The organism is Streptomyces sp. enrichment culture (assembly GCF_964273145.1).
Lineage (GTDB): Bacteria > Actinomycetota > Actinomycetes > Streptomycetales > Streptomycetaceae > Streptomyces.
This window is the reverse complement of sequence record NZ_OZ186873.1, coordinates 3128506-3154222: the sequence shown is the minus strand read 5'-3', so window position 1 is coordinate 3154222 and position 25717 is coordinate 3128506. Positions and strand designations below refer to the sequence as shown.

The 25717-nt window shown below is 72.4% G+C and carries 21 protein-coding genes; 9 read left to right on the top strand and 12 right to left on the bottom strand.

Annotated features, from left to right (window positions below):
• Positions 1-53: 53 nt before the first annotated feature.
• Positions 54-548: an LURP-one-related/scramblase family protein gene (locus ACSU6Z_RS14205; RefSeq protein ID WP_437045793.1), complete on the bottom strand. Its 495-nt coding sequence runs from the start codon at positions 546-548 to the stop codon at positions 54-56.
• Positions 545-1558, bottom strand: a complete 1014-nt coding sequence (locus ACSU6Z_RS14200; RefSeq protein ID WP_437045792.1) for a GlxA family transcriptional regulator — start codon at positions 1556-1558, stop codon at positions 545-547. Before ACSU6Z_RS14200 ends, ACSU6Z_RS14205 begins: the two co-directional genes overlap by 4 nt.
• Before the next feature lie 51 nt (positions 1559-1609).
• Here ACSU6Z_RS14200 and ACSU6Z_RS14195 point away from each other — a divergent pair, with 51 nt between their 5' ends.
• The gene (locus tag ACSU6Z_RS14195; RefSeq protein ID WP_437045790.1) at positions 1610-2002 is read left to right on the top strand and encodes a cupin domain-containing protein; all 393 of its coding nucleotides are present in this window, start codon (positions 1610-1612) and stop codon (positions 2000-2002) included.
• 62 nt (positions 2003-2064) lie between these two features.
• Positions 2065-3906 (top strand): NHL domain-containing thioredoxin family protein, encoded by a 1842-nt coding sequence (locus ACSU6Z_RS14190; RefSeq protein WP_437045788.1) that lies wholly within the window; start codon positions 2065-2067, stop codon positions 3904-3906.
• A gap of 12 nt (positions 3907-3918) precedes the next feature.
• Here the strand turns inward: ACSU6Z_RS14190 and ACSU6Z_RS14185 are convergent, their stop codons facing one another.
• The 5 genes from ACSU6Z_RS14185 to ACSU6Z_RS14165 all read right to left on the bottom strand — a co-directional run bounded on the left by ACSU6Z_RS14185 (position 3919) and on the right by ACSU6Z_RS14165 (position 10121).
• A complete protein-coding gene (locus tag ACSU6Z_RS14185) occupies positions 3919-4182 on the bottom strand; it encodes a DUF6458 family protein (RefSeq protein ID WP_437045786.1) in 264 nt (87 codons plus the stop codon).
• A 73-nt stretch (positions 4183-4255) separates the two neighbouring features.
• A complete protein-coding gene (locus ACSU6Z_RS14180) occupies positions 4256-4612 on the bottom strand; it encodes a hypothetical protein (protein ID WP_437045784.1) in 357 nt (118 codons plus the stop codon).
• 11 nt (positions 4613-4623) lie between these two features.
• Positions 4624-6249: a ribosomal protection-like ABC-F family protein gene (abc-f, locus tag ACSU6Z_RS14175; protein ID WP_437045783.1), complete on the bottom strand. Its 1626-nt coding sequence runs from the start codon at positions 6247-6249 to the stop codon at positions 4624-4626.
• A 627-nt stretch (positions 6250-6876) separates the two neighbouring features.
• A complete protein-coding gene (locus ACSU6Z_RS14170) occupies positions 6877-8220 on the bottom strand; it encodes a M18 family aminopeptidase (RefSeq protein WP_437045781.1) in 1344 nt (447 codons plus the stop codon).
• A gap of 74 nt (positions 8221-8294) precedes the next feature.
• Positions 8295-10121 carry an acyl-CoA dehydrogenase gene (locus ACSU6Z_RS14165; RefSeq protein ID WP_437023153.1) on the bottom strand — a complete coding sequence of 609 codons (1827 nt, stop codon included), beginning with the start codon at positions 10119-10121 and terminating at the stop codon, positions 8295-8297.
• Positions 10122-10265: 144 nt separating this feature from the next.
• On the opposite strand from ACSU6Z_RS14165, the gene ACSU6Z_RS14160 reads away from it, so the two are divergent.
• Both ACSU6Z_RS14160 and ACSU6Z_RS14155 read left to right on the top strand, forming a co-directional pair.
• Positions 10266-10730 (top strand): SseB family protein, encoded by a 465-nt coding sequence (locus ACSU6Z_RS14160; RefSeq protein ID WP_437045779.1) that lies wholly within the window; start codon positions 10266-10268, stop codon positions 10728-10730.
• Between the two features lie 122 nt (positions 10731-10852).
• Positions 10853-11830 carry a pirin family protein gene (locus ACSU6Z_RS14155; RefSeq protein ID WP_437045778.1) on the top strand — a complete coding sequence of 326 codons (978 nt, stop codon included), beginning with the start codon at positions 10853-10855 and terminating at the stop codon, positions 11828-11830.
• Between the two features lie 157 nt (positions 11831-11987).
• On the opposite strand, the gene ACSU6Z_RS14150 is transcribed toward ACSU6Z_RS14155, so the two are convergent.
• Positions 11988-14144, bottom strand: coding sequence for a SpoIIE family protein phosphatase (locus ACSU6Z_RS14150; RefSeq protein WP_437045776.1), 2157 nt, complete (start codon positions 14142-14144; stop codon positions 11988-11990).
• Between the two features lie 186 nt (positions 14145-14330).
• Between ACSU6Z_RS14150 and aspS the strand changes: the two genes are divergently transcribed.
• Together aspS and ACSU6Z_RS14140 are read left to right on the top strand one after the other, a co-directional pair.
• Positions 14331-16094, top strand: a complete 1764-nt coding sequence (gene aspS / locus ACSU6Z_RS14145) for an aspartate--tRNA ligase (RefSeq protein ID WP_437045774.1) — start codon at positions 14331-14333, stop codon at positions 16092-16094.
• 165 nt (positions 16095-16259) lie between these two features.
• Positions 16260-17213: an intradiol ring-cleavage dioxygenase gene (locus tag ACSU6Z_RS14140; protein WP_437045773.1), complete on the top strand. Its 954-nt coding sequence runs from the start codon at positions 16260-16262 to the stop codon at positions 17211-17213.
• A gap of 252 nt (positions 17214-17465) precedes the next feature.
• On the opposite strand, the gene ACSU6Z_RS14135 is transcribed toward ACSU6Z_RS14140, so the two are convergent.
• Positions 17466-18011 (bottom strand): ATP-binding protein, encoded by a 546-nt coding sequence (locus tag ACSU6Z_RS14135; protein WP_437045771.1) that lies wholly within the window; start codon positions 18009-18011, stop codon positions 17466-17468.
• A gap of 156 nt (positions 18012-18167) precedes the next feature.
• Between ACSU6Z_RS14135 and ACSU6Z_RS14130 the strand changes: the two genes are divergently transcribed.
• Positions 18168-19043, top strand: a complete 876-nt coding sequence (locus ACSU6Z_RS14130) for a helix-turn-helix domain-containing protein (protein WP_437045770.1) — start codon at positions 18168-18170, stop codon at positions 19041-19043.
• Complete coding sequence (locus ACSU6Z_RS14125) at positions 19040-19252, top strand: DUF397 domain-containing protein (protein WP_437045768.1); 213 nt, start codon at positions 19040-19042, stop codon at positions 19250-19252. Before ACSU6Z_RS14130 ends, ACSU6Z_RS14125 begins: the two co-directional genes overlap by 4 nt.
• Before the next feature lie 110 nt (positions 19253-19362).
• Here the strand turns inward: ACSU6Z_RS14125 and ACSU6Z_RS14120 are convergent, their stop codons facing one another.
• The 3 genes from ACSU6Z_RS14120 to ACSU6Z_RS14110 all read right to left on the bottom strand — a co-directional run bounded on the left by ACSU6Z_RS14120 (position 19363) and on the right by ACSU6Z_RS14110 (position 23391).
• Entirely contained in the window at positions 19363-19728 is a 366-nt protein-coding gene (locus ACSU6Z_RS14120; RefSeq protein WP_437018190.1) for a PH domain-containing protein, read from the bottom strand.
• A gap of 175 nt (positions 19729-19903) precedes the next feature.
• Entirely contained in the window at positions 19904-21628 is a 1725-nt protein-coding gene (gene metG, locus ACSU6Z_RS14115) for a methionine--tRNA ligase (protein WP_437045766.1), read from the bottom strand.
• A 176-nt stretch (positions 21629-21804) separates the two neighbouring features.
• A complete protein-coding gene (locus ACSU6Z_RS14110; RefSeq protein ID WP_437045765.1) occupies positions 21805-23391 on the bottom strand; it encodes a VWA domain-containing protein in 1587 nt (528 codons plus the stop codon).
• Between the two features lie 250 nt (positions 23392-23641).
• Between ACSU6Z_RS14110 and ACSU6Z_RS14105 the strand changes: the two genes are divergently transcribed.
• Positions 23642-25714: a PhoX family protein gene (locus ACSU6Z_RS14105; protein WP_437045763.1), complete on the top strand. Its 2073-nt coding sequence runs from the start codon at positions 23642-23644 to the stop codon at positions 25712-25714.
• The last annotated feature ends 3 nt before the right edge of the window (positions 25715-25717 follow it).

Below are 25717 nucleotides of genomic sequence, written 5' to 3'. Positions count from 1 at the left end.
GGCGCGTGGGCGCGCTGACGGCCGCCGCGCCGGCGGTACGCCCCCGGCCGGGGTCAGCCGTCCTCCCTCTCCTTCTCGGACAGGTGGATCACGCACACCGTCACCGCGACGAGCAGCGCCGGATCGGCGTCGTCCCGCACGATGTCCAGGCCGTAGGCGTCCCGCACGGTCAGCAGGCGCCGCGAGACGACGGCCAGCGGCTCACCGTCGTACTCGATGGCGAACTCCCGGTCGAGGATCCTGCCGCTGACGTCCAGCTCGTGGCCGTCGGCCAGGGCGACCCGGTAGTGGTTGCGCAGCAGCGACAGCCGCTTGCGCCGGATCGTCGCCAGCGGCTCGCCGCCCCGCTCGATCACCAGGGTGTCCCGCAGGGCGAGCATCTTCTGCCGGATGCCGATCAGGACCCGCCCCTGGGCGTCCTTCAGCTCCCACCTGTCCCGCAGGCGCATCGCCCTGCCGTCGACGAGGAAGACCTTGTCGCCGCGGTCGTCCTCGATCCAGTAGTCGTCACCGAAGCCGAGGAGCCGGTCGTACACGAGGAATCTCATGCCCGGAGCGGTTCCCCGGCGGCCGCCGCGCGACGCCGCCGGTAGGCCGACGGGCTGAGCCCCGTCTCGCGCCGCAGCCGCGCCCGCAGGTTCGCCGCCGTGCCCAGCCCGCACCGGGCCGCCACCACGTCCAGCCGCTCCTCCCCGCGCTCGATCAGCCGCCGCGCGAGGGTCACACGCTCGGCGGTCAGCCAGGCGAGCGGCGTCGTGCCGAGCTGCGCCTGGAAGCGCCGGTGCAGGGTGGCCGGGGAGACCGCCGCGCGGGCCGCCAGGTCCGCGACCGTCAGCGGCCGGTCCAGCCGCTCCTGCGCCCACGCCAGCACCGGCGCGAGCGAGGCGTCGGGCACGTCCGGCACCGGCCGCTCCACGAACTGGCGCTGCCCGCCGTCCCGGTGCGCGGCGAACACCAGCCGCCGCGAGACGGCGTTGGCGATCTCGGCGCCGTGGTCCCGCCGCCACAGGTGCAGCCCGAGGTCGAGCGCGGCGGAGCTGCCCGCGGCGGTGAGGATCCCGCCCTCGTCCACGAAGAGCACGTCCGGTTCCAGCACGACCCCCGGGTGCAGCGCGCGGAAGGACTCCGCCCACATCCAGTGGGTCGTCGCCCGGCGCCCGTCCAGCAGCCCGGCCTCGGCCAGCGCGAAGGTGCCGGTGCAGAAGCTCACCACGCGCGCGCCGCGCGCGTGCGTGCGGCGGATCGCGTCCAGGACGGCCTCCCCGCGCGGGACGACGTTGTCCGGGCGGCCCGGTACGACGAGGGTGTCGGCGTCGTCCACGGCCTCCAGGCCCGGCACGCCGGTCAGTGTGAAGAAGCCGTGGTTCATCCGCACCTCGGGCTCCGGCGTGCACAGCGTCACCTCGTACAACGGCTCGCCGGACCCGAGCTCCGGCCGCGGCAGCCCGAACAGCTCGGTGGCGACGCCGACCTCGAACGGGTTGGTGCCCTCGTCGACGATCACGGCCACGCGGTGCGGGCGCACGACCCGGGCGGGCTGAGAGGATCCTTGCGACATGTGCGATTCCTAGCACTCGTGCGCCGCCCGCGGCAGCCCGAGGATGACCGCATGACCCAGGAACCGATCTCCCTCGCCTCCGCCCTCGCCTCGTTCCACGAGCGGTGGAGCCCCCGCATCGTCACCACCGTCAACGACTACGACGTCCGCGTCGCCAAGGTGGAGGGCGAGCACGTCTGGCACGTCCACGACCACACCGACGAGTTCTTCCTCGTCCTGTCCGGCGAACTCCACATCGGTCTGCGCGAGGCGGCCGGCGAGCGCACGGTCGTCCTGCCGAAGGGGTCGGTCCTCACCGTGCCGCGCGGCACGGAGCACAAGCCGTACGCCCCCCTCCCCACCGAGATCCTCCTCCTCGAACCCACCGGCACCCTCACCGTCGGCGACCGGCACGACGAGGTGCCGGACCACGTGGACGCGACCACGGGACACGGGCTGGGGTGACGCGGCGCACAGGCGGGCCGGGCGCCGGCACGGATGTCCGCGGCGAGTGGCACCCTTGGTCCATGACCGATTCATCCCCGGCCCCGGTTTCCCGCCGTGCCCGCGTCCGCGCCCCCGAGCTGATCGGCAAGGGCGGCTGGCTCAACACGGGCGGCAAGCAGTACACCCTGTCCGACCTGCGCGGACGCATCGTCGTCCTGGATTTTTGGACCTTCTGCTGCATCAACTGCCTGCACGTCCTGGACGAGCTGCGCGAGCTGGAGGAGAAGCACCGGGACACGGTCGTGGTCATCGGCGTGCACTCGCCGAAGTTCGTCCACGAGGCCGAGCACCGGGCGGTGGTCGACGCCGTGGAGCGGTACGGCGTCGAGCACCCCGTCCTGGACGACCCGGAGCTGGCCACCTGGAAGCAGTACGCGGTGCGGGCCTGGCCGACGCTCGTCGTGATCGACCCCGAGGGGTACGTCGTCGCCCAGCACGCCGGCGAGGGGCACGCGCACGCCATCGAGCGGCTGGTGGAGGAGCTGGAGGCCGAGCACGCGGCGAAGGGGACACTGCGGCGCGGCGACGGGCCGTACGTGCCGCCGGAGCCGGAGCCGACGACGCTGCGCTTCCCGGGCAAGGCGCTGCTGCTGCCGTCCGGGAACTTCCTGGTCAGTGATACCACCCGGCACCAGCTGGTGGAGCTGGCGGCGGACGGGGAGAGCGTGGTGCGCCGGATCGGCGCCGGGACGCGCGGGTTCGCGGACGGCGACCTCGCCACCGCCGCCTTCAACGAGCCGCAGGGGCTGGCGCTGCTGGAGGACGGGTCCGTGGTCGTCGCCGACACCGTCAACCACGCCCTGCGCCGCCTGGACCCGGCCGCGGGCGAGGTCACGACCTTGGCCGGCACCGGCCGCCAGTGGATGCAGGGCGATCCCACGTCGGGCCCCGGCCGCGAGGTCAGCCTCTCCTCCCCCTGGGACGTCGCCTGGTGGAACGGCAGGGTGTGGATCGCCATGGCCGGTGTGCACCAGCTGTGGGCGTACGACCCGGCCGACGGCACCGTGGCCGTCACGGCCGGGACGACCAACGAGGGGCTCGTCGACGGGCCGGGCGAGCAGGCCTGGTTCGCGCAGCCGTCGGGGCTGGCGGCCACGCCCGAGCGGCTGTGGCTCGCCGACTCCGAGACGTCCGCGCTGCGCTGGGTGGACCTCGACGGCGCCGTGCACACGGCCGTCGGCACCGGACTGTTCGACTTCGGGCACCGGGACGGAGACGCCGGGCAGGCGCTGCTGCAGCACCCGCTGGGCGTCACGGCGCTGCCCGACGGCTCGGTAGCCGTCAGCGACACCTACAACCACGCCCTGCGCCGCTACGACCCGGCCACCGGTGAGGTCACCACCCTGGCCACGGATCTGCGCGAGCCCAGCGACGCCGTCCTCGTCGGCGACGACATCGTGGTGGTGGAGTCGGCCCGGCACCGGCTGACCCGGCTGCGGCTGCCGGAGGAGGCGGTCCGCGTCGAGGCCGTCGCCCACCGCACCCGGCGCGCGGCGACCGAGGTGGCCCCGGGACGGTTCCGGCTGGACGTGATCTTCCAGGCGCCGGCGGGGCAGAAGCTCGACACGCGCTACGGTCCGTCCACCCGGCTCCTGGTGTCCGCCACCCCGCCCGAGCTGCTGCTGGCCGGCGGGGGCGCGGGGACGGATCTCTCCCGCGACCTGGAGCTCGATCCCGCCGTGCCGGAGGGCGTCCTGCACGTCTCGGCGATGGCGGCCTCCTGCGACGACGATCCGGCCAACGAGTACCCGGCCTGCCACGTCCACCAGCAGGACTGGGGCGTCCCGGTCCGCCTCACCGAGGGCGGTGCGGACCGGCTGCCGCTGGTGCTGGCGGGGATGGACGAGCGGGACGGAGTCTGATCCCCGCGGGGATCAGACTCCGTACCCGTCGCTGTAGCGGCCGTCGCCGCGGTGGTGGTGGTGCGGGGCCGCCTGCTCGTCGATGACCGGCGTGGTGGGCGGGACCACCACGCGCCGGCGCCGGGCGATGCTGCTGAACGTCGAGACGCCGATCAGGCCGACGATCATGAGGATGACGCCCACCATGTCGAGGTTGACGCCTCGCATGTCCCAGTCGGTCGCGAACGTGAGGATGGCTCCCGCGGCGATGAGGATGATGCACCCGCCGAGGCCCATGAGTGTCGCCTCCCTGTCGGTCCGGTCGGTCCGGGCTTTCCGTCGATCCGGTTCCCTGCGGGTACCCCCGGGTTCAACACCCATGCGCGGGACCGGGGTTGACGCGTCGTCGCCCGGGCGGTCCCGTCCGGGTCGGTCGGTCGTGGGTCCGGGTGCGCCGTCGGCCGATGCTCGGCGGACCGTCCTCGCCCCGCACCACGTCCGCGGCGGACACGGACGTACGGCGCCGCCGGACACGCTCCGGCAGCGTCTTCCCCGCCGGCGACGAGGACATCCGGCGCGGGTGGTACCCGGTGGTGCCGAGCGCCGTGGCCGGGGCGCGGACGCCGGGGTCCTCGGCGAGGAAGCGGGCGGCGGCGCGGGCGCGCGGGCCGCCGGTGCCGTCCCGGACGGGTCCGGCCACCGCGGGGGTCGGCGTCGTGCCGGTCATGGCGGCTCCTGTCAGGTGGTCAGGGACGGGACGGTGTCACGCGGGGGGAGGGTGATGCGGTCGCCCTGCCACCGGGTGCGCAGGCGGCGGTCGTGGGAGACCAGGAGGAGGGTGCCGGGGTAGTCGGCCAGGGCCTGTTCCAGGTCTTCGACGAGCGCCGGGGAGAGGTGGTTGGTGGGCTCGTCCAGCAGCAGGACGTCGCTGGGGCGGCTCAGCAGGCGGGCCAGGGCCAGGCGCTGCCGCTGGCCGGTGGACAGTTCGGTGACGCGGGCCGTGAGGCGTTCGGGGGCGAACAGGCCGAGCGCGAGGAGGCGTTCGGTGTGGTCCTCGGGGTGGCCGGGCAGGCCGCGCGCGTAGGCCTGGAGGACGGTCTCGCCGGGGCGGCCGGGGGCGGGATCCTGGGGGAGGTGGCCGATGCGGCCGCGGCGGGTGACGCGGCCGGCGTCGGGGGTGAGGCGGCCGGCCAGGACCCTCAGCAGGGTGCTCTTGCCGGCGCCGTTGCCTCCGGTGACCAGGAGGCGGTCGCCCGCCCGGACGGTGAGGTCGGTGGGGGCGAGGCGGCCGGTGACGGTGACGCCGGTGGCGTCCAGGACCGTGCCGGTGAGCCGGCCCGAGCGCAGGACGGGCGTGAAGCGCAGCGGCTCGGGCGGCGGGGGCACGGGGTCGGCGAGCAGGCGGCGCAGGCGTTCCTCGGCGTTGCGGACCCTGCCAGCCAGGGACTGCTGGACACGGCCGGCGGCACGGTCGTAGGCCATCTTGTTGCCGTCGGTCATGGCGCGGCCGGGGGCGACGCGGCGGGCCGTGGTGGCGGCCGCTTCGCGCTGGGCGGCCACTTCCGCTTCCCAGCGGGCGTGTTCCTGCGCCCAGCGCTGCCGGGCGGCGGCCTTCTCGGCGAGGTAGCCGGTGTAGCCGTTGCCGTAGCGGGTGACGGTGCGGCGGTCGGCGTCGACCTCCAGGAGGGTGGTGGTGACGCGTTCGAGGAAGGTGCGGTCGTGGGAGACCGCGACGGTGGTGCCGCGCCGGGTGCGCAGGTGGTCCTCGAGCCAGGTCAGGGCGGCGGCGTCGAGGTGGTTCGTGGGCTCGTCGAGCAGCAGGACCTCGGGGGAGGCGGCGAGGAGCGCGGCCAGGCGCAGGCGGACCTGTTCGCCGCCGGAGAGGTCGCCGACGGCGCGGTCGCGCGGCAGGTGGGCCAGGCCCAGACCGTGCAGGGCGCGTTCGACCCGGGCGTCGGCCTCGTAGCCGCCGCGCAGTTCGAAGGCGGTCAGCAGGTCGCCGTACTCGGCGAGGACCCGGTCGTCGGCGCCGTCGGCCATGGCGGCTTCGAGTTCGCGCATGCGGCGCTCCATGGCGCGCAGGTCGCTCAGGGCGTCGTCGACGGCCTGCCGGACGGTGTGGTGCGCGGGGAGCCGGCCGTCCTGCGGGAGGTAGCCGACGCCGCCGTCGGCCTGGACGGTGATCTCGCCGGCGTCCGGCTGCTCCACCCCGGCGAACAGGCGCAGCAGGGTGGTCTTGCCCGAGCCGTTCTCCCCGACGATGCCGGTGCGCTCACCCGTGGTGAGCGCGCAGGTGACGGAGTCGAGGACGAGACGGCCGTGGTACGACTTCGTGACGGCGCGGGCGCTGATCTGCGTGGGCATGGGGGTGCTCCGAGGCGTTCGTGTGCGGGGCGGCCCCGGTGGACCGCGGGGTCGGGTGAGCGCCTCGGAAGAGCATGTCCACTCCTTAGTGCGACAGCAGTTGCAATAAGATGCTGTCATCGTGGCGGCGGTGGGAGCAAGCGGAAATTCCGGCCCGGAACCCGGGACCGACCGGGTGAGGTCTTCCTCCGCGTCGGCCTGGTCCGTCAGCGCGGTGGACACCCGCTCCCGGGTCCCGTCGGCGGCCCGCATCCGTGGCCGGTCGTAGGCTCCTCGCCGGTTGCCGCGCTTCCCCGGCGGGCGCACCCACCGGGCACCGGTCCGCAACCCGCGGACGATCGCGCCGGTCACCTCGCGGCGGTCCCGCCGGCGGCCACCCGCTCCGGCGTCCGGTCCGGGGGCGACGGCTCGATCCGCGCCCACCGCGCGTCGGCCGACGGCACGCCCGGACCCACCACCGGCTGCCTAGGGTCTTTCGTTTGGATCGGGTCGGATCAGGGAGCGGGACCCGGTGCCGTGCATCGCAAGGCGGAGGAGGGCGCCATGGCGGAGCCATGGCAACCGACGACAACGCGGCGGGGCACGGCACCAGGCCCCGCGAGCCCGGCATGATCCGAACGAGAGGCCCTAGCCCTCCAGGAACGCCACCAGCGCGTTCGCCAGCAGGTACGGGTCGTCGGCGCCGCACAGTTCCCGGGCGCTGTGCATCGACAGGATGGCCACGCCGATGTCGACGGTGCGGATGCCGTGCCGGGCGGCGGTGATGGGGCCGATCGTCGTGCCGCACGGCATGGAGTTGTGGGAGACGAACGACTGGAAGGGGACGTCCGCCTTCTCGCAGGCGGCGGCGAAGACCGCGCGGCCCGAACCGTCGGTCGCGTAGCGGTTGTTGACGTTGACCTTCAGGATCGGCCCGCCGTTGACGCGCGGGTGGTGCGTCGGGTCGTGCCGCTCCGCGTAGTTCGGGTGCACGGCGTGGCCGGTGTCGGCGGACAGGCAGACGGTGCCGGCGAAGGCGCGCGCCCGGTCCTCGTACGAGCCGCCGCGCGCGAACACCGAGCGCTCCAGGACGGTGCCGAGCAGCGGGCCGTCGGCGCCGGTGTCCGACTGCGAGCCGTTCTCCTCGTGGTCGAAGGCGGCCAGCACGGGGATGTACGGCAGGGCCTCGCCCGAGGCGGCGACGGCGGCCAGGGCGGCCGTGCCGGCGTGCACCGACAGCAGGTTGTCCATCCGCGGGCCCGCCACCAGCTCCCGGTCGCGGCCCAGGTAGGCGGGGGCCTCCACGGGGTACGTCATCAGGTCCCAGCCGGTGACCTCGCCGGCCGGGATGCCGGACGCCTCCTCCAGGAAGGCCACGAGGTCGCCGTCGCGGACGTCGTCGCCCAGGCCCCACACCGGCTGCAGGTGCCGCTGCTTGTCCAGCTTGAGGCCCTCGGTGGAGACCGAGCGGTCCAGGTGGATGGCGAGCTGCGGGACGCGCAGCAGCGGGCGGTCGACGTCGACCAGGCGGGTCGAGCCGTCGCGCAGGGTGAGGCGGCCGGCCAGGCCCAGGTCCCGGTCGAGCCAGGAGTTCATCAGCGGGCCGCCGTAGATCTCGACGGCGACCTGGCGCCAGCCGTGCGCCCCGCTGTCGGGCAGCGGCTTGACGCGCAGGCCGGGGGAGTCGGTGTGGGCGCCGACGATCCGGAAGGGGGTGTGGGGCGACGCGCCCTCGGGGACGTACCAGGCCACGATCGCGCCGCCGCGCAGCACGTATCTGCCGCCGCTGGTCCCGTCCCAGGCGTCCGTCTCCGCGACCTGTCTGAAGCCCGCCTTCTCCAGCCGTTCGGCGGCGTTGGCCACGGCGTGGTACGGCGTGGGGCTCGCCGCCAGGAAGGCCATGAGGTCGTCGGTGTGCGGGCGGTGGAAGGCCCGGGGCGCGCGCGAGGCGCTGCCTGCGGTGGCGGGCGACGGGCGGGAGGGTGCGCTCATGGGGTTCACCTTAACGACGGGGAGGGTCCGTTCCCGACGGGACGGGAACGGACCCTCGTACAGGGGCGGGAGGCCTAGAACGCGGCCTCGTCCAGCTCCATGATGTCCAGGTCGACGCCCTCGGCGACCTTGCGGGCGCAGGTGACGCCCGGCAGCACGGTCTGCGCGAAGAACTTCGCCGCGGCGATCTTGCCGGTGTAGAACGCCTTGTCCTTGGCGGACGCCGTCGGCAGCTTCTCGGCGGCGATCGCGGCGCCCTTGAGCAGCAGGTAGCCGACGATCACGTCACCGGAGGCCATCAGCAGGCGGGTGGTGTTGAGCCCGACCTTGTAGATGTTCTTGACGTCCTGCTCGGTGGCCGCGAGGTCGGTCAGCATCAGGCCGACGATGGCCTCCAGCTCGACGGCGGCCTTGGCGAGCTGCTCGCGGGCGCCGGCGAGCTCCTCGCCGCCGGTGCCCAGGGCGAGGAACTTCTTGATGTCCTCGGCGAGCGAGTTCAGCGCGGCGCCCTGGTTGCGGACGATCTTCCGGAAGAAGTAGTCCTGGCCCTGGATCGCGGTGGTGCCCTCGTAGAGGGTGTCGATCTTGGAGTCGCGGATGTACTGCTCGACCGGGTACTCCTGGAGGAAGCCGGAGCCGCCGAAGGTCTGCAGCGACTGGGCGAGCTGCTCGTAGGCCTTCTCGGAGCCGTAGCCCTTGACGATCGGCAGGAGCAGGTCGTTCAGGGCGTGCTCGGCGGAGGCGTCCTCGCCGCTCGCCTCCTTGACCTGGATGGCGTCCTGGACGGAGGCGGTGTACATCACCAGGGCGCGCATGCCCTCCGCGTACGCCTTCTGCGTCAGCAGCGAGCGGCGCACGTCGGGGTGGTGGGTGATGGTGACCTTGGGCGCGGTCTTGTCCATGAAGTTGGCCAGGTCCGGGCCCTGGACGCGCTCCTTGGCGTACTCCAGCGCGTTGAGGTAGCCCGTCGACAGCGTGGAGATCGCCTTCGTGCCGACCATCATGCGGGCGAACTCGATGATGCGGAACATCTGGCGGATGCCGTCGTGCTTGTCGCCGACCAGCCAGCCCTTGGCGGGGTGCCGGTCGCCGAAGGTCATCTCGCAGGTGTTGGAGACCTTCAGGCCCATCTTGTGCTCGACGTTGGTGGCGTAGACGCCGTTGCGCTCGCCCAGCTCGCCGGTCTCGAAGTCGAAGAGGTACTTCGGGACGAGGAAGAGGGACAGGCCCTTGGTGCCGGGGCCGGCGCCCTCGGGGCGGGCGAGCACGTAGTGGAGGATGTTCTCCGACATGTCGTGCTCACCGGAGGTGATGAAGCGCTTCACGCCCTCGATGTGCCAGGAGCCGTCCTCCTGCTGCACGGCCCGGGTGCGGCCGGCGCCCACGTCGGAGCCGGCGTCGGGCTCGGTGAGCACCATCGTCGAGCCCCACTGCCGCTCGACGGCGATCTTGGCGATGTTCTTCTGGACCTCGTTGCCCTCGTCGAAGAGGATGCCCGCGAAGGCGGGGCCGGAGGAGTACATCCACACGGCCGGGTTGGCGCCGAGGATCAGCTCCGCGTAGGCCCAGATCAGGGAGCGCGGCGCGGTGGTGCCGCCGATCTCCTCGGGCAGGCCGAGCCGCCAGTACTCGGACTCCATGAAGGCCTGGTAGCTCTTCTTGAAGGACTCCGGGACCGGCGCGGTGTTCGTCTCCGGGTCGAAGACCGGCGGGTTGCGGTCGGCGTCGGCGAAGGACTCCGCCAGCTCGTTCTCCGAGAGGCGGGTCAGCTCCTCCAGGATGCTCCTGGCGGTGTCGACGTCCATCTCCGCGAACGGGCCGGTGCCGTACAGCTTGTCGCGGCCGAGCACCTCGAAGAGGTTGAACTCGATGTCCCGGAGATTCGACTTGTAGTGCCCCATGGCGACGGCTCCGTAGAGGGATCGGCGAGGCACTGGCTCCTCGCGCACGGTTTCACCTACCAGCTGGTAGCTACGATGATGCTACCCGTCGGTAATAAGAAGCAACCCCGGGCGGGGCATCTGTGACTCAGTACGCTTGCCGCCATGTACGGCTACGACCAGACCGCGGGTTCCCAGCAGCAGTACGCCCCTCCGCAGCAGCCGATGGACGGCGGGTACGGGCAGCAGGCGCCGCTGTACCCCGAGCCGTCCCCGCCGTCGCTCGCGGACGCGGTGCGCGCCTTCACCACCGGGCAGATGGCCGCCGAGGACTTCCAGCAGATCTTCGCGACCTCGAAGGTCTACTGCCCGCGCGGTGACAACCCCGGTTTCCTCGCCCTGCACAACACCCAGCAGCCGGTGATCCCGATGTTCACCACGCTCAAGGAGCTGCGGCGGTACGCGGGCAAGGAGTCCAAGTACTTCGTGATCACCGGTGCCGAGGTGCTGGACCTGCTGCCGACCGGCTACGGCTTCGTGCTGGACATGGAGGGCGAGCACCGGATCGTCTTCGACGCGAAGGCCGTGGAGGAGATGGTCGACTTCGCGATGCGGCGGATGTACGGCTAGCGCGGCGTCCGCCTTCGCCGCCGTGTCGCCGAGCCCGGGGAATGTCCCCCGGGCTCTTTCCGTTGGGGGTGGCAGGAAGTTCAACGCTCAACTAAACTGGGCGTACCTGAGGAGGTACCGACATGCCTGCCGTGACCGTCGAGAACCCGCTGACGCTGCCCCGTGTGGCCGCCCCCGCCGATGCCCTGGCACGTCCCGTGCTCGCCGTCACGACCGCGCCCAGCGGTTTCGAGGGCGAGGGCTTCCCGGTGCGCCGGGCGTTCGCGGGGATCGACTACCGCCACCTCGACCCGTTCATCATGATGGACCAGATGGGTGAGGTGGAGTACGCGCCCGGTGAGCCCAAGGGCACCCCCTGGCACCCCCACCGCGGCTTCGAGACCGTCACCTACATCATCGACGGCGCCTTCGACCACCAGGACAGCCACGGCGGCGGCGGGTCCATCGCCGACGGCGACACCCAGTGGATGACCGCGGGCAGCGGCCTGCTGCACATCGAGGCCCCGCCGGAGGCGCTGGTGGTGTCCGGCGGCGTCTTCCACGGCCTCCAGCTGTGGGTGAACCTGCCGGCCAAGGACAAGATGATGGCCCCCCGCTACCAGGACATCCGCGGCGGCCAGGTCCAGCTGCTGACCTCCCCCGACGGCGGCGCGCTGCTGCGGGTCATCGCCGGTGAGCTGGACGGCCACGCCGGTCCCGGCATCACGCACACCCCGATCACGATGATCCACGCCACGCTCGCGCCGGGCGCGGAGGTCACCCTGCCCTGGCGGGAGGAGTTCAACGGCCTGGCGTACGTGCTCGCCGGGCGCGGCAGCGTCGGCGCCGAGCGCCGCCCGATCCGCCTCGGCCAGGCCGCGGTCTTCGGCGCCGGGTCCGCGCTGACCGTCCGCGCGGACGAGAAGCAGGAGTCCCGCACGCCGGACCTGGAGGTCGTCCTGCTCGGCGGCCGGCCGATCCGGGAGCCGATGGCCCACTACGGCCCCTTCGTGATGAACACCAAGGAGGAGCTGATGCAGGCCTTCGAGGACTTCCAGAAGGGCCGGCTCGGCACCGTCCCGGCGGTGCACGGGATGTCGGCGGACGGCCCGCGGGGCTGAACACCCGACACCGTGCCGCCGGGGCGGGCCGTCCGCGCAGGACGGCCCGCCCCGGCGTGCGATCCCCCTGAGGACGGCTCGCCTCGACGCGTGTCCCCCTGAGGACGGCCCGCCCGGCGCGTGATCCGTTGAGGGCGTGCCCGCCCCCGGGCCCCCGCTACACGGCGCCGCGGCCGCCTCCGGAGCCCCCGGTCCCTCCCGGGCTCCCGGAGTCCGGGGAGCCTTCGGCGGCGGACTCGTAGATCTCGAACCAGATGCTCTTGCCCCGTCCCCGCGGCGCCACCCCCCAGGCGTCCGCGAGCAGCTCGATCAGCATCAGGCCGCGCCCGGAGGAGGCCATCTCCCCCGGCCGGCGCTTGTGCGGCAGGTCGGCCCCGTCGTCGAAGACCTCGGCCCGGATCCGCCGCTCGCCCGGCTCCCCGGTCATCTCCGCCACCAGCAGCGCGTCGGCGTCGGTGTGGACCAGGACGTTGGTCAGCGCCTCGGACAGCAGCAGGACCGCCGCGTCCCTCTGCTCCGCGTCGGGCCAGTCGTGCAGCAGGTCCCGCAGGTGCCGGCGGGCGGTGGCGATCCGTTCGGGCTCGGCCTGCGCGATCGTGAGCATCGTGCGGCGCACCGTGCGCCGTACGGCGGTGTCCTCGTCGCGGTGCAGCAGGACCACCGCGATGTCGTCCTCCCGGCGGTCGGCGAGCGGGCCGGTGGTGTGGTGGGAGGACGGGCCGATCACGGCCTGCACCAGCGTGTCGGCCAGGTCCTCCAGGCCGCCGCGGTGCCGCTCCAGCACCCGCCGCAGCCGCAGCCAGCCGGTGTACAGGTCGTGGCCGCCGGTCTCCACCAGGCCGTCCGTGCACAGCATCAGCGTCTCGCCGGGCTCCAGGGCGAGGCGCGTGGTCGGGTAGTCGCCGTCCGGGTCGATGCCGAGGGGGAGCCCCCCGGCCGTGGCCCGCAGCAGCACCGTCCCGTCCGCCATGCGCACCACCGGGTCCAGATGGCCGGCGCGGGCGGACTCCACCGTCCCGGTCGCCGGGTCGACCTCGACGTACAGGCAGGTCGCGAAGCGGAGGTCACCGGGGTCGTCGGGGTTGTCGGCGAGGTCGTGGAAGAAGCGGGAGGCGCGGGAGAGGACCGCGTCGGGGCGGTGGCCCTCGGAGGCGTACGCGCGCAGGGCGATGCGCAGCTGGCCCATCAGGCCCGCCGCCCGCACGTCGTGCCCCTGCACGTCGCCGATGACCAGGGCGAACCGTCCCTGCGGCAGTGGGATCACGTCGTACCAGTCGCCGCCCACCTGGAGTCCGCCGCCGGTGGGCACGTAGCGGGCGGCGACGCCCATGCCGGGGATCCGCGGGCCCAGCACCGGCAGCATCGAGCGCTGCAGCCCTTCGGTCAGCTCCCGCTGGGACTCGGCGTCGCCGGCCCGCGACAGGGCCTGCGCCAGCATCCGGGCGACCGTGGTCAGCACCGACCGCTCGTCCGGCGTGAACGCCACCGGGTGGGAGAAGCCGGCCATCCAGGCGCCCATCGTGCGGCCCGCCACGGTCAGCGGCATGAACGCCCAGGAGCGGCGGCCGAAGCGCTGGGCGAGCGGCCAGGTGAGCGGGTAGCGGGACCGGTACTCCTGGGGGGAGGACAGGTAGATCGCCCGGCCGGTGCGGACCACCTCGGCCGCCGGATAGTCCGCCTCCAGGGGCATCTCGGTGAACGGGCCCTCGTCCCCCGACCGCTGCCCGTGGTGGCCGATGACCGTCAGCCGTTCGCCCTCCACGCCGAACACCGCGAGCCCGTCCGGGGAGAAGCCCGGCATCGCCAGGTTCGACACGACCCGCAGCACCTCCTGCGTGGACCGCGCCTCCGCCAGCGCCCGGCCCGCGTCCAGCAGGAACGCCTCCCGCGAGCGGCGCCGGTCCCCGGTGTCCGCGCCGTCGGCGGCCGTGCCCGGCTCCGGGCCGGTGACCTCCTGGAGGGTGCCGATCAGCTCGTACGTCCTGCGCCGGGGATCGAAGGACGGCCGGGAGCGGCTGCGCAGCACCCGGACCACCCGGCCCCGCTCGTCCATGACCCTCAGGCGGCCCTCGGCGACGGTGCCCTCGGCCGCGGCGAGCTGGACCACACCGGCGATCTCGTTCCAGTCCGCCGGGTGGATCCGGGCGCGGACCCGGGCCTCCGCGAGGGTCGCCCGCCGGGCGGGAAGCCCGAACAGGCGTGCGGCCTCGGCGTCGACCGTGACCTGCCGGGTCCCGGTGTCGCAGTGCCACACGCCGGTGGCCAGGGCGGCGAGGACGTCCCCCACGTCGGGCAGGGGCTCACCAGTGCGCATTGCCCCACTTTAAGAAGAGGTGTTCGCACGCTGCCACCGAAGACGTACCGGCGTGCGGCTGGGACGCGCCCGGGGACGCGGGAGCCGAAAGGGAGGAGAGCCGACCGCGGGGCGGCCGGTACCCTGGGAAAGTCCGGGCACCGGGTCCCGGAGATTCCCGAATCCGCGAAGACTGGATGAACGACGATGCATCGGTACAGGTCCCACACCTGCGGCGAGCTCCGCGCCTCTGACGTCGGCACCGACGTCCGGCTGAGTGGCTGGCTGCACAATCGGCGCGACCTGGGCGGCATCCTCTTCATCGATCTGCGCGACCACTACGGCATCACGCAGCTCGTCGCGCGTCCGGGCACCGAGGCGTACGAGGCCCTCGACAAGGTCTCCAAGGAGTCGACCGTCCGTGTCGACGGCCGCGTCGTTTCACGTGGAACCGAGAACGTGAACCCCGACCTGCCGACCGGCGAGATCGAGGTCGAGGTGAGCGAGGTCGAGCTGCTGGGCGCCGCCGCCCCGCTCCCCTTCACCATCAACACCGAGGACGGGGTCAACGAGGAGCGGCGCCTGGAGTACCGCTTCCTGGACCTGCGCCGCGAGCGCATGCACCGCAACATCATGCTGCGCACGGCGGTCATCGGTGCCATCCGGCAGAAGATGACGGCGCTCGGCTTCAACGAGATGGCCACGCCGATCCTCACCGCCACCTCCCCCGAGGGCGCCCGTGACTTCGTCGTCCCCTCCCGTCTGCACCCGGGCAGGTTCTACGCCCTCCCGCAGGCGCCGCAGCAGTTCAAGCAGCTGCTGATGATCTCCGGCTTCGACCGCTACTTCCAGATCGCGCCCTGCTTCCGCGACGAGGACGCCCGCGCCGACCGCTCGCCGGGCGAGTTCTACCAGCTCGACGTCGAGATGAGCTTCGTCGAGCAGGAGGACGTCTTCCAGCCGATCGAGAAGCTCATGACCGAGCTGTTCACCGAGTTCGGCGGCGGCCGCGAGGTCACCTCGCCCTTCCCGCGGATCCCGTTCCGCGAGGCGATGCTGAAGTACGGCTCCGACAAGCCGGACCTGCGCGCCAAGCTGGAACTCGTCGACATCACCGACATCTTCGCGGGCTCGGAGTTCAAGGCGTTCGCCGGCAAGCACGTGCGCGCCCTGCCGGTGCCGGACGTCGCCGCCCAGCCCCGCAAGTTCTTCGACCAGCTCGGCGACTACGCCGTCTCGCAGGGCGCCAAGGGCCTGGCCTGGGTACGCGTCGGCGAGGACGGCACGCTCACCGGCCCGATCGCGAAGTTCCTCACCGAGGACGACGTCGCCGAGCTCACCAAGCGCCTCTCCCTGGCCCCCGGCCACGCGGTCTTCTTCGGCGCGGGCGAGTTCGACGAGGTCTCCAAGATCATGGGCGCGGTGCGGGTCGAGGCCGCCAAGCGCGCCGGTCACTTCGAGGAGAACGTCTTCCGCTTCTGCTGGATCGTCGACTTCCCGATGTACGAGAAGGACGAGGAGACCGGGAAGATCGACTTCTCCCACAACCCCTTCTCGATGCCGCAGGGCGGCATGGAGGCCCTGGAGAACCAGGACCCGCTGGACGTCCTGGCCTGGCAGTACGACATCGTCTGCAACGGCGTCGAGCTGTCCTCGGGCGCGATCCGGAACCACGAGCCGGACATCATGCTCAAGGCCTTCGAGATCGCCGGGTACGACAACGAGACCGTCGAGCGCGAGTTCGCCGGCATGCTGCGCGCCCTCCGCTTCGGCGCCCCGCCGCACGGCGGCATCGCCCCCGGCGTCGACCGCATCGTCATGCTGCTGGCCGACGAGCCCAACATCCGCGAGACGATCGCCTTCCCGCTCAACGGCAACGCCCAGGACCTGATGATGGGCGCGCCGACGGAGCTGGACGAGGCCCGGCTGAGGGAGCTGCACCTGTCGGTGCGCAAGCCGCAGCCGAAGTAGGCACCACGGGCGGGACGCCTTGAAGGGGGCGGGAGACGAGCCGTTTCCCGCCCCCTTCGGCATGTCCGCCCGCCGCCGGGAGACGGGTGGGTCGCTTCGGCTTTCTCCGCAAACCACAGGGGATACCCATGCTCCTGACAGCTTCCGTACCTAACGTCCCTGGGCATGACACGACACGAAGAGGCCCAAGGGCCTAAGCACGCACGGGACCTGACGCGTCGTAAGGTCATCGCTCTCGGTGCGGGCGCCGTGGCGGCGGCCGGTGTGGGCGGGGCGTTCGCCGCGGGCGCGTTCGCGGACGAGGCGGGCGGTGCCGGCGGGTCCGCGAGCGGCGCGGCCGAGGCCTGCTACAAGCTCACCTCGGAGACCACCGAGGGGCCCTACTACATCGACGCGGACAAGATCCGCCAGGACATCACCGAGGACAAGGAGGGCATCCCGTTGACCCTCCGCATCAAGGTCGTCGATGCGGAGACCTGCAAGCCGCTGAGCGGCGCGGCCGTGGACGTCTGGCACTGCGACGCGCTCGGCATCTACTCGGGCTACGAGAGCATGTCCACGGGCGGTGGCGGAGGGGCTCCCACGGGTGCCCCGACGGGCGCCCCCTCCGGCCCGCCCCCGAGCGGCGCGCCCTCAGGAGGGGGCGGCGGGCACGAGGAACCCACCGACGACGAGCGCTACCTGCGCGGCACCTGGAAGACCGACAGGTCCGGCTTCGTCACGTTCAAGACGATCTTCCCGGGCTGGTACCGGGGCCGCTGCGTCCACATCCACACCAAGGTCCACGTGGACGGCGCCTGGACCGACGGCGGCTACGAGGGCGGGCACACCTGCCACACCGGTCAGTTCTTCTTCGCCGAGGAGGCGGTCCTGGCGGCCGCCGAGGTCGCGCCGTACTCCACCAACACCACCGAGCGCACCACGCTCACCGAGGACACCATCTACGACCAGAGCGGCACGACCGGTGGCCTGCTCAAGCTGACGTACAACAAGAAGGACATCGCCAAGGGCGTCCTCGCGACCATCACGGTCGGCGTCGACCCCGACGCCACGCACGACGGCACCGAGGACGCCGTCCAGCCGGGGACCCCGGCGACCGCTTCGGCCCCGGCCGGCTGACACCGGCCCTCCCGGGGAACCGCTCGGGCCGGATCCTCAGGCCATCGGGCCGGTGCCGCCTGGCGGGACCGGGCGGCGGGACCGTGGACACACGGCCGCGGGCACCCCGCGAACCCGGTGACACCGAGCGGTGTCACCGGGCGACCGGCGGGGACCGTCTCCCGGGCGGCGAGGGTCGTCGCGCGTCTGGGGACGTGCCGCGCTGGGCACAAGGCGGGCAACCCGTCGCGCACCCAGCCCACCTGGGCATATTCACTCGCGGGAGGGAGTTTGCCCGGCGGGAGGGAGGGGTGGGGCTTGGTGAGGTGTTTTCTCCCCCGTGGGCAGTGCGGGAGGAACGCAGGTGGGACCGGGGCCTGGGCGGTCGGGTTCCGGTGATGGCCGCGACGGGACGGTGAGTTCGGCCCATACCGTCTTGCGGGGTGGCGGACCCGGGGTCACCCCCCAGCGGTCGGCCAGGGCGGCCACCAGGGCCATGCCCCGGCCGCTCTCCGCCGTCGGCTTTGGGTCGTGGAGGTGCGGGAGCCGGTCACCGCGGGTGTCCGTGACCTCGACGCGGAGCGTCCCGCCGACGGCGTGGAGCAGCAGCCGGAAACTCCGGCCCGGTACGCGGCCGTGCGTCGCCGCGTTGTTCGCCAGCTCGGCCACGATCAGCGCCGCCGGGTCCGACGGCAGACCCCAGGCGTGCAGTTGCTCCGTTGCCAGCAGACGGGCCAGGCGGGCGCCCCGTGGTGTCGGTGACAGCAGCACGCTGTACTCGCGGATCGGGTTGCCGGTTGCGGCGAATTCCTCATTCACGTCACTCAGCGTGGCCGGATGCGCCTACCGTGAAGAGTGACTCCGCGGTTGCGTACGGTGACTGTCCGCTGGTTGTCCGGTGGTGTCCGGGCCTGTCGGGGCGGTGCGTGCGGGTGGGGCGTGGCTGGTACGAGGCGGTACGACGGAGGGGCGCGCATGTCGGTGGACGGCGAGGTTCGGCGGCTGAGGACCGAGGCCGACGAGCCGGGGTGGGAGGTGGACCCGGACGACGAGTGGGGCGTGGCGGTGATCGCCACCGTGGGGCGGCAGGTGAAGCTGCGGCGCGAGTCGGTGGGGATGCGGGCCGGTGAGTTCGGGAAGGCCGTGGGGTACGGCGAGGACCTCGTCTACAAGATCGAGAGCGGGAAGCGGATTCCCCGGCCCGAGTTCCTGGACAGGGCGGACGAGGTGCTGGGGGCGGGTGGGCTGCTCGCCGCGATGAAGGAGGACGTGGCGAGGGTCCGGTACCCCAAGAAGGTGCGGGACCTGGCGCAGATGGAGGCGCGTGCGGTCGAGATCGGGGTGTATGTGTGCCACAGCATCAGCGGGTTGTTGCAGACGCCTGAGCACGCCAGGGCAGCTTTCGAGTCACGGCAACCCCCGTACTCGGAGGAGGAGGTCGAGCGGATGGTCGCCGCTCGCATGGCTCGGCAGTCGATCTTTGATCGGGACCCTGCCCCCGCACTCGGTTTCGTCTTGGAAGAGGCGCCGATCCGGCGACCGCTCGGGGGCACAATGGTGTGGCGGCAGCAGCTCGAACGTCTGTTGGAGGTGGGGCGATTGCGTAACGTCTCCCTCCAGGTGATGCCGACACACCGCGAGACCCACCCGGGCCTGGACGGCAAGATCGAGTTGTTGAAATTCGAGGACGGCACGGCCGTGGGGCGCTCCGATGGCGCGTTCAACGGGCGGCCGATCTCCGACCCGAGGCAGCTCCGCATCCTTGAGCTGCGGTATGGCGTCATCCGGGCGCAGGCCCTCCCGCCGGGGGAGTCACTGGCCTTCATCGAACAACTGCTGGGAGAGACATGATCCGCAAGGCCTCCGCCGGGGACGCCTCCGAACTGGCGTGGTTCAAGAGCAGCTATAGCGACGGCAACGAAGGCGACTCCTGCGTGGAGGTCGCCACCACCTCCGGCACCATCCACGTCCGCGACTCCAAGTACCGGGACGCCGGCCCCCGCCTCGCCCTCGCGCCGGAGACCTGGGCGGACTTCGTGGCGTACGCGTCCGGGAGCTGACCACCTTCGACTGACGTGCCCCGCGCCTGGTCGTCACCGGGCGCGGGGTGTTGTCGTACGGCGTCGGCCGGCCTCCGGGCGTCGGCCCCGTGCCCGGGGGCCGGGGCGGGCTACCTCGCGACGAACTGGGTCAGGATCGCCTGGATCTCGTAGATGTCGACGCCCTTGGTGAAGGTCTTCTGGATCGGGGTCGGGTTGCCGGAGATCCAGATCTTCAGTTCGGCGTCGAGGTCGAAGGTGCCGGCGGTCTCCACGGAGAAGTGGGTGATGCTGCGGTACGGAACGGAGTGGTACTCCGTCTTCTTGCCGGTGATGCCCTGCTTGTCGACCAGGATCATGCGGCGGTCGGTGAACAGGATGGTGTCGCGGATCAGCAGGCAGGCGGCGTGGACCTGCTCGCCGGGGCCGAGCAGGCGGGCGTAGTCCTGCTGGGCCTGGGACGGGTCGATGCTGTGTGCGTTGCCGAACAGTGCCATGGCTGGTTTCCCCCACTCCTGGGCCGCCCCCGATGGCGAAGCCCTTGCGCCGTGACTTCCATGATCTTCGTCTTGGGGGCGGTTCGTCCAGGTCCGGCGGTAACAGGCGTGCCACAGACGTGGGCCCGGTGACACCGGGCGGTGTCACCGGGCCCACGGGTGCCGTCAGCGGGGCTTACTGCGGCTCGCCGCCGAAGCGCTCCTTGTACTCCGCGAGGTCGTCGTCGGTCAGCTTGGCGAAGAGGACCGGCGGGACCGTGAAGGGGGTGCCGGCCGGGACGGAGGCCAGGGCCTTCGCCTCGTCCTCGGTGACCCAGGTGGCCGTGTCGTCGGCGAGGGCGAAGGCGGCGCGCATGGCGGCCGAGGTGGCCGGGATGAACGGCTCGGAGACCACCGCGTACAGGTGGATGAGGTTCATCGCGGTCCGCAGGGTCAGCGCGGCGCCGTCCTTGTTGGTCTTGATCTCCAGCCAGGGGGCCTTCTCCTCCAGGTAGGAGTTGCCCGCGGACCACAGGGCGCGCAGCGCCGCGGCGGCCTTGCGGAACTGGAGGGCCTCCATCTGCTGCTCGTACTCGGCGAGCAGGCGGGCGATCTCCTCGCCGAGGCGGGCCTCCGCCTCGCCGGGCTCGCCGCCCGCGGGGACCTCCTCGCCGAAGCGCTTCTTGGAGAAGGACAGGACCCGGTTGACGAAGTTGCCGAGGGTGTCGGCGAGGTCCTTGTTGACCGTGGCGGTGAAGTGCTCCCAGGTGAACGACGAGTCGTCCGACTCGGGGGCGTTGGCGATGAGGAAGTAGCGCCAGTAGTCCGCCGGGAGGATCTCCAGGGCCTGGTCGGTGAAGACGCCGCGCTTCTGGCTCGTGGAGAACTTGCCGCCGTAGTACGTCAGCCAGTTGAAGGCCTTGACGTAGTCGACCTTCTTCCACGGCTCGCGCACGCCCAGCTCGGTGGCCGGGAACATCACGGTGTGGAAGGGGACGTTGTCCTTGGCCATGAACTCGGTGTAGCGGACGGGGTCGTCACCGGAGTCGGCCTCGTACCACCAGGACTTCCAGTCCCGGTTCTCCGGGTCCTGGTCCGCCCACTCCTTCGTCGCGCCGATGTACTCGATCGGCGCGTCGAACCAGACGTAGAAGACCTTGCCCTCGGCGGCCAGCTCCGGCCAGGTGTCGGCCGGGACCGGGACGCCCCAGTCCAGGTCGCGGGTGATGGCGCGGTCGTGCAGGCCCTCGTTCAGCCACTTGCGGGCGATGGAGGAGGCCAGCTGCGGCCAGTCGTCCTCGTGGCGGGCGACCCAGGCCTCGACCTCGTGCTGGAGCTTGGACTGGAGGAGGAAGAGGTGCTTGGTCTCGCGCACCTCGAGGTCGGTGCTGCCGGAGATCGCCGAGCGCGGGTTCAGCAGGTCCGTGGGGTCGAGGACGCGGGTGCAGTTCTCGCACTGGTCGCCGCGGGCCTTGTCGTAGCCGCAGTGGGGGCAGGTGCCCTCGACGTAGCGGTCCGGCAGGAAGCGGCCGTCGGCGGGGCTGTAGACCTGCCGGATGGCCCGCTCCTCGATGAAGCCGTTCTCGTTCAGCTTGCGGGCGAAGTGCTGGGTGATCTCGACGTTCTGCGGGGAGGAGCTGCGGCCGAAGTAGTCGAAGGCGAGCGCGAAGCCGTCGTAGACCGCCTTCTGGGCGTCGTGCGCCTGCGCGCAGAACTCGTCCACGGGGAGGCCCTGCTCCTTGGCCGCCAGCTCCGCCGGGGTGCCGTGCTCGTCCGTCGCGCAGATGTAGAGGACCTCGTGGCCGCGCTGGCGCAGGTAGCGGGCGTACACGTCCGCCGGGAGCATGGACCCCACCATGTTGCCCAGGTGCTTGATCCCGTTGATGTACGGAAGGGCGCTGGTGATGAGGTGTCGAGCCATCGCGGGCTGCTCCCAAGTCGTTACGTGTAGTGACGATCTCGTGGTTTCGGGTCGTCCGTGGAACCTTGAAATCGTAGCCGACACGGGTGGACCGCCCGCTTCCCGTTTCGAGGGGTGGGAGGGGTGAAGGGGAAGGGGGCGGCCCGGGGAGCCCCGGGGAACGGGGGGAGGGGCCGTCAGGGGCGCCAGGAGGCGAGGAGGCCCTCGTACATCTCCTTGTCGGTCAGCTCACGGGGGGCCTCGCCGGCGAGGAAGTGGGACGCGTTGCCCGCCTTCAGCTTGCGGAGGTAGTCGAACGCCTTGTTCTCCGGGTCGCCGAAGGCGACGAAGGAGAAGAAGAGGGAGGGGTGGGACTCCGCCGCCTCGGCGAGGGCCCGGGTGGCGGGGGTCTTGGCGTCGGGGGCGCCGTCCGTCTGGAAGACCACCAGGGCGGGGGTGCCGGGGGCCGCCTTCTCGTGCTCGGCGTGCCGGGCGACCACTTCCGCGACGGCCGCGTGGTAGCTGGTGCGGCCCATGCGGCCGAGGGCGCCGTGCAGCTCGTCGATCCTGTTCTCGTGGCGCGTGAGGGTGAGCTCGCCGGTGCCGTCCAGCTCGGTGGAGAAGAACACGACGGGGACCGTGGCCTCGGGGTCCAGGTGCGCGGCGAGGGCGAGGGTCTGCTCGGCGAGCGCCTGGGCGGAGCCGTCCTTGTAGTACGGGCGCATCGAGGCGGAGCGGTCGAGGACGAGGTAGACCTTGGCGCGGGCGCCGGTGAGGCCGCGCTTGCGCAGGACGGCGCCGGCGGCCTTGTAGGCGGGCGAGAGGTGGGGGGCGCGGGAGCGGAGGCGGGCCGCGGAGACGGCGGGTTTCCTGACCTCGGCCCCGCCCTCGGCCCCGCTCTCGGCCTCGCTCTCGGCCTCGCTCTCGGCCGGGGAGGCCTTCCCGGCCGTACCTTCCGTACCTTCCGTGCGGCTCTCGTCCCCGGGCGCGGGGGACTCCCGGGGGGCCCTCTCGCCGTGGGTGGCTGCGGGGGCGGAGGGCGTGGGGGCGGTGGCTGCGGGGGCCGGGTCCGTGGCCGGGGTCGTGGGCTCGGGGGTCGGCTGCTGCTCGGGGGTCGGTTCGGTTTCGGGCGTGGCCGGGGTCGTGGGTTCGGGGGCCGGCTGCTGCTCGGGGGCCGGTTCGGTCTCGGGCGTGGCCGAGTCCGGGGTCGGGGCCGCGGGTTCGGAGGCCGGGACCGGGTCCGGAGCCGTGGGCTCGGGGACCGTCTGCGGCTCCGGGGCCGACTCCGTCCCGCTCGTGGCGGGCTCCGGGGCCTGTGCCGTCCCCTTCGGCTCCGTCCCGCTCGTGGCGGACTCCAGGGCCTGTGCCGTCTCCTTCGGCTCCGTCCCGGATCCGGTGCTCCCCTCGCTCTCCTCCTGCTCCGGCGCCCGGGCCGGCCTCGGGACCGCGACCTTGTCGAAGGCGGCGACGACGAGTTCGTGTTCCTCGGGGGCGGCCGGGCGGGGGTCGGGGGAGGGCTCGGCGGCGTGTTCGGAGGGCGCCTTCTCCGCGGCGGGCGCGGGGATCGGCTCCGCGGCCGGTGCGGGGACCGACTCCGCGGCCGGTGCGGGGACCGACTCCGCGGTCGGCGCGGGGGCCGGCTCCGTGGCCGGATCGGGGACGGCCTCCGGAGCCGGTTCGGGAGCGGGCTCCGTGGTCGGCTGCGGCACCGCACCCTCCGCCGGGGCGGTCTTCGCTTTGCGTGACCGGCCGAACGTGTTCCGCAGGAGAGTGAGAAAGCCCATGTGCGCAACCCTTCGCATGAGGTGGAGCCCGTCGATCCCTGGCCAGGACGGACACGTAAGGTTAGCGGCCCCGGATCGCGGCCCTGGGCAGGATCTGGCACGGAAGAGTGGTCACGTCAAGTCGGGACCCGGCCTTCCCGTCCGATGCCGTGACTTCACTCGTTGTTCACCTTGGCGCCCGTTTCTCGCACGTACGTGCCTTTACGGTCGCTGGCATCAAGGGCACCTAGGCCATCCAGGGAGAACAACCGTGCGCAAGCTGCTGCCGCTGATCGGAACGCCGGCCGGGTCGCATCCCGGTGGACGGTCCGCCATGACCTGTCGTTTCCGGTGTGGTGACGCCTGCTTCCACGAGGTGCCCAACACCAGCTCCAACGAGTACGTCGGTGACGTCATCGCCGGTGCGCTCAGCCGCCGTTCGGTGATGCGGGCCGCCGCCGTCGTCACCGTCGCCGCGGCCGGCGCCGGGGCGGTCACCGTCGCGGGGGCGCCCGAGGCGCAGGCCGCTCCGGCGGCGCAGACCGCGGCGCGCGGGAAGCAGAAGGGCGCGCGCGGGCTGCGGTTCACGCCGGTGGCGCCGAACACGCGGGACGCCGTGGTCGTGCCGGAGGGCTACCGCCAGAACGTGGTCATCCGCTGGGGCGAGCCCATCCTGCGCGGGGCGCCCGCCTTCGACCCGGAGAAGCAGACCGCGAAGGCGCAGGCCGGGCAGTTCGGCTACAACAACGACTTCCTCGCGCTGCTGCCGCTGCCCGGCGAGCGCGGCCGGCAGCTCCTCGTCGCCAACCACGAGTACACCGACGAGGTGCTCATGTTCCGCGGGTACGACCCCGAGAACCCGACCCGCGAGCAGGTGGAGATCGCCTGGGCCGCGCACGGGCTGTCGGCCGTGGTCGTGGAGGAGGACCGCAGGACCGGGAAGCTGACGCCCGTCACCCGGCACCACCTCAACCGGCGGGTCACCGCCACCACCGAGTTCCGGCTGACCGGGCCCGCCGCCGGGTCCGACCTGGTGAAGACCTCCGCCGACCGCTCCGGCACCAAGGTGCTCGGCACCCTCAACAACTGCTCCGGCGGCACCACCCCGTGGGGCACGACGCTGCACGGCGAGGAGAACTTCAACCAGTACTTCGCCAACGGCAACCGGGCGACCGACAAGCGGTACGGGGTCGGCACCGGCGCCACCGAGCGCAAGTGGGAGCGGTTCGACAAGCGGTTCGACGTGGCGCGGGAGCCGAACGAGGTGCACCGCTTCGGGTACGTCGTCGAGTTCGACCCGTACGACCCGCACTCCACGCCGCGCAAGCACACCGCCCTCGGCCGCTTCAAGCACGAGGCCGCGACCGTGCGCCTCACCCATGACGGCCGCCCGGTCGTCTACTCCGGCGACGACGAGCGGTTCGACTACTTCTACAAGTTCGTGAGCAGCAAGCGGATGAAGAAGGGCACGTCCCGGGCCGTCCGCGAGCACAACCTGTCGCTGCTGGACGAGGGGACGCTGTACGTCGCCAAGCTCACCGGCGACTCCCCGGCCATCGAGATCGACGGCACCGGCAAGCTGCCGGCCGACGGCGAGTTCGACGGCGGCGGGCAGTGGATCCCGCTGGTGACCGCCACCGCCGACGGCGCCGTCTCGCACGTGCCGGGCATGACCGCCGAGGAGGTGTGCGTCTTCACGCGCCTGGCCGGCGACAAGGTCGGCGCGACGAAGATGGACCGCCCGGAGGACATCGAGCCCTCCCCGGTCACCGGCAAGGTCTACGTCGCCCTCACCAACAACTCCAACCGCGGCAAGACCGGTTACGCGGGAGCCGACGAGGCCAACCCGCGCAACAGCAACAAGCACGGGCACGTCCTGGAGCTGACCGAGCACCGGAACCGGCCGGAGAGCACGACGTTCGCCTGGTCGCTGTTCCTGGTCGCCGGCGACCCGCAGGACCCGGCGACGTACTTCGCCGGCTTCCCCAAGGAGGCCGTCAGCCCGATCTCCTGCCCGGACAACGTCGCCTTCGACCCCCACGGCAACCTGTGGCTGTCCACCGACGGCAACGCCCTCGGCAACCACGACGGCCTCTTCGGCGTCGCGACGAAGGGCGACCGGCGCGGTGAGCTCAAGCAGTTCCTGACCGTGCCGACGGGCGCGGAGACCTGCGGTCCGGTCATCCAGGACCGGCGGGTCCTGGTCTCCGTGCAGCACCCGGGCGAGGTCGACGGCGCCTCGGTGGAGAACCCCGCCAGCACCTGGCCCGACGGGCCCGGGAAGATCGTCCGCCCGGCGGTCGTGGCCGTGTGGCGCGCCGACGGCGGCGACATCGGCGTCTGATCC

Bases quoted from the DNA above. Each gene is read 5' to 3' on its own strand.
- ACSU6Z_RS14205 (WP_437045793.1), bottom strand. From the start codon at position 548: ATGAGATTCCTCGTGTACGACCGGCTCCTCGGCTTCGGTGACGACTAC.
- ACSU6Z_RS14200 (WP_437045792.1), bottom strand. From the start codon at position 1,558: ATGTCGCAAGGATCCTCTCAGCCCGCCCGGGTCGTGCGCCCGCACCGC.
- ACSU6Z_RS14195 (WP_437045790.1), top strand. From the start codon at position 1,610: ATGACCCAGGAACCGATCTCCCTCGCCTCCGCCCTCGCCTCGTTCCAC.
- ACSU6Z_RS14190 (WP_437045788.1), top strand. From the start codon at position 2,065: ATGACCGATTCATCCCCGGCCCCGGTTTCCCGCCGTGCCCGCGTCCGC.
- ACSU6Z_RS14185 (WP_437045786.1), bottom strand. From the start codon at position 4,182: ATGGGCCTCGGCGGGTGCATCATCCTCATCGCCGCGGGAGCCATCCTC.
- ACSU6Z_RS14180 (WP_437045784.1), bottom strand. From the start codon at position 4,612: ATGACCGGCACGACGCCGACCCCCGCGGTGGCCGGACCCGTCCGGGAC.
- abc-f (WP_437045783.1), bottom strand. From the start codon at position 6,249: ATGCCCACGCAGATCAGCGCCCGCGCCGTCACGAAGTCGTACCACGGC.
- ACSU6Z_RS14170 (WP_437045781.1), bottom strand. From the start codon at position 8,220: ATGAGCGCACCCTCCCGCCCGTCGCCCGCCACCGCAGGCAGCGCCTCG.
- ACSU6Z_RS14165 (WP_437023153.1), bottom strand. From the start codon at position 10,121: ATGGGGCACTACAAGTCGAATCTCCGGGACATCGAGTTCAACCTCTTC.
- ACSU6Z_RS14160 (WP_437045779.1), top strand. From the start codon at position 10,266: ATGTACGGCTACGACCAGACCGCGGGTTCCCAGCAGCAGTACGCCCCT.
- ACSU6Z_RS14155 (WP_437045778.1), top strand. From the start codon at position 10,853: ATGCCTGCCGTGACCGTCGAGAACCCGCTGACGCTGCCCCGTGTGGCC.
- ACSU6Z_RS14150 (WP_437045776.1), bottom strand. From the start codon at position 14,144: ATGCGCACTGGTGAGCCCCTGCCCGACGTGGGGGACGTCCTCGCCGCC.
- aspS (WP_437045774.1), top strand. From the start codon at position 14,331: ATGCATCGGTACAGGTCCCACACCTGCGGCGAGCTCCGCGCCTCTGAC.
- ACSU6Z_RS14140 (WP_437045773.1), top strand. From the start codon at position 16,260: ATGACACGACACGAAGAGGCCCAAGGGCCTAAGCACGCACGGGACCTG.
- ACSU6Z_RS14130 (WP_437045770.1), top strand. From the start codon at position 18,168: ATGTCGGTGGACGGCGAGGTTCGGCGGCTGAGGACCGAGGCCGACGAG.
- ACSU6Z_RS14125 (WP_437045768.1), top strand. From the start codon at position 19,040: ATGATCCGCAAGGCCTCCGCCGGGGACGCCTCCGAACTGGCGTGGTTC.
- ACSU6Z_RS14120 (WP_437018190.1), bottom strand. From the start codon at position 19,728: ATGGCACTGTTCGGCAACGCACACAGCATCGACCCGTCCCAGGCCCAG.
- metG (WP_437045766.1), bottom strand. From the start codon at position 21,628: ATGGCTCGACACCTCATCACCAGCGCCCTTCCGTACATCAACGGGATC.
- ACSU6Z_RS14110 (WP_437045765.1), bottom strand. From the start codon at position 23,391: ATGGGCTTTCTCACTCTCCTGCGGAACACGTTCGGCCGGTCACGCAAA.